Source organism: Pedobacter sp. ASV12, assembly GCF_016429155.1.
In the GTDB taxonomy this organism is placed as follows: domain Bacteria; phylum Bacteroidota; class Bacteroidia; order Sphingobacteriales; family Sphingobacteriaceae; genus Pedobacter.
This window is the reverse complement of sequence record NZ_JAELUC010000160.1, coordinates 1-2,666: the sequence shown is the minus strand read 5'-3', so window position 1 is coordinate 2,666 and position 2,666 is coordinate 1. Positions and strand designations below refer to the sequence as shown.

The following is a 2,666-nucleotide window of genomic DNA, read 5'->3' as shown; positions in this document are numbered from 1 at the left end:
CCCCCCCCCCCCCCCCCCCCCCCCCCCCCCCTTTTCACTCCCCCCCCCCCCCCCTAGCCCTCCACATGTCGTGGTTCGTCGGCAGCGTCAGATGTGTATAAGAGACAGATATCCTTTTGCTGAAGATCATCAATAGGGAGCACCGCTAAATAAACCAGGATCGAATGGATAAAGAACAATTCAGGTGGCAGTAAGTGGAATAACAATTTAGCTTTGAATTCAAAATTAGGTTTAGTCAGCGAATAGACATACAAAAATAGGATTGGTTGGATGAGTAGGTCTATTCCAAGCGGAAAATAACGCAGAAAAGGTTTATCCCATAAGTGTAAGGTGTGAATCTCTATTTTAAAACTTAAGATGCATAACACCAGAATAATTGCAATGAGTAGTGTTTTATGAAGTTCGTTTGCTTTTTGAAAAATCAGCACCATACAGGAAATTATTCCCTGCATCATACCAAAAAGAACGATGACATCAAACCAGTTAAATGACATGCTTATTTTTATAATACGAATGTATTAATTCTTTAGAGCTACTCTGGTCATTTTATGGGCGAATTTTTTTAAACACCTTGTCTTGAAGCTTCAAAATTTGATGATCAATCTTCAATAAGGCAGGATACTTATGTCTCTTTGGTTAAAAATAGATATAAACACCCCATTTTCAATGCTTACGGTTTAAGCATGACGAAAACGCATAAAAATCATCTTTTTTAATGATTGCCACAGCCTCTAGGCCAAGCTAATTTTATATCGTAATATTTTTAAAGTGAAAAATCTGAACCGATATGAAAGCAATAGGATACAACATCTTTAGGATGGCAACAGGTATGGCATTAGCGCTGTTCCTGTTTGCAACGTCTTCGTGCAAAAAAAACATTAGCACGCCCATCCCTGATCCAGCACCAAAAGACACTACCCTTAAAATAGGGGGGGTATCTGGCACTACGTTGCACTATGGCGATACACTTACCATTACTGGCCGCAACTTTTCTGCTGTGGCTGCCAATAATGCCGTTACGATTAATGGTGTAGCAGCTGCAGTGCAATCGGCCACCGCTACACAGCTAAAGGTAATTGTTCCTGCAGTAGGAGCTGTTAGCGGAGAAATAAAAATAAAAACAGGCACCCAGACTGCAAGTGGTGGCAATATTGTTTATGTGCCCGATGTGTTTGTGGCCGGTTCGCAGAATAATAGCAGCCGTGCTTTGGCTACCTATTGGAAAAACAGCACCGCTATTACGCTGAGCATAGAAGAGTCGGCACTGAATTCCATCTTCATACGTGGCAATGATGTGTATGTTGCAGGAAAAGAGAGAATCAATAACTTGCAATTGGCCAATTATTGGAAAAACGGCACTAAAAACACACTTGGCACCAACGAATCTGCGGCCAATGGCATTTCCGTAAATGGCAATGACGTGTATGTTGGTGGCTGGGAAATCATCAACGGATTTGACCTGCCCAGGTACTGGAAAAACGGTACGGGCACAACCATAAACGTTAATGATCCCATTGTTGGACAAATCGTTACCGGTAATGGCTCCTGCACAGGGATTTATACAAATGATAACAGTGTGTATGCCGTTGGGAGCTATCGCAACTCGCAGGGGAGGTTTTCGCCCTGGGAATTCACAAATGGGGCAATACCAGCCAATACCATACCCAACAACGATAAGCATGACTTTGCCAATGCTGTTTTCGTAAGCGGAAGCGACAAATATGTAGCAGGCAACCAAAACAATCCGACAAGTGGGTTGGCTATGGCAACCGTTTGGAAAAACGGAACCGCTGCAACACTGACTGCAGGTACCGCTTCGGTAGGCGTGGCAACTGCTGTTTTCGTAACGGGAAACGACGTATACGTGGCAGGGTATGAACAGGAGGATTATTATGGCGGAGGGCCATCCTTTGCTAAATACTGGAAAAACGGGGTGCCAGTAAAACTAGCTACGGTGTCCTCTGGTGCTACGGGCATTGCGGTTTTTGGCAATGATGTGTACGTATCGGGGTGGGAGAACAATGGAACCTATAACATAGCCAAATATTGGAAAAATGGGGTGCCCGTTAATTTAGGCAATGCGACACTCAATTCGTCGGGTAATGCAATTATTGTGCGGTAAATAGGGGGCAATTAAAAATAAACCAATGAACAAATTATTATCTTTCTTCTTTTTGTTTTTAGCAGCGTGTGCATCTTTTGCACAAAAAAGCAGTTTTGGCGTGGTCGGTTATACTGTTCCAGCAGGCTACGAATTAGTAAGGAACAACAATGTGCTTACCTATTATAAGGAAGATAAAAGTACAGGAGCATATTGCAATATCTTTATTTACAGTCCGATACCAGGACAGGGTGGTATACAGCAGGATTTTGACAATGCCTGGAGCAACCAGGTGCAAAAACCCTTCAAGGTTGCTGGTGCTGCAAACAAGCAACCGGCAGCTGTTTTAAAAGGTTGGCAGTTTTTAATGGGTACTGCAAAATATGAAGATAAGGGAATAGCTACATTGGCTATGCTCATTACTTTTAGCGGAGAAAACAGCATGCAGAGCATTTGTATTCTTTCCAATGCGGATAGATACAAATCTGATATCGAAAACTTTATTGCCTCTGTAGATGTGGTTAAGGAAATAGCTGTAAAAGGTGGTCAGTCATCATCCAATGGC

Annotated in this window: 2 protein-coding genes; both read left to right on the top strand. The window is 42.8% G+C overall.

The features are described 5' to 3' along the window. Nucleotides 1-787: 787 nt before the first annotated feature. Nucleotides 788-2,122 carry an IPT/TIG domain-containing protein gene (locus JHD69_RS19390; protein ID WP_199141989.1) on the top strand — a complete coding sequence of 445 codons (1,335 nt, stop codon included), beginning with the start codon at nucleotides 788-790 and terminating at the stop codon, nucleotides 2,120-2,122. A 25-nt stretch (nucleotides 2,123-2,147) separates the two neighbouring features. Continuing rightward, a partial coding sequence (locus JHD69_RS19385; protein ID WP_199141988.1) for a hypothetical protein occupies nucleotides 2,148-2,666 on the top strand: 519 nt, incomplete at its 3' end.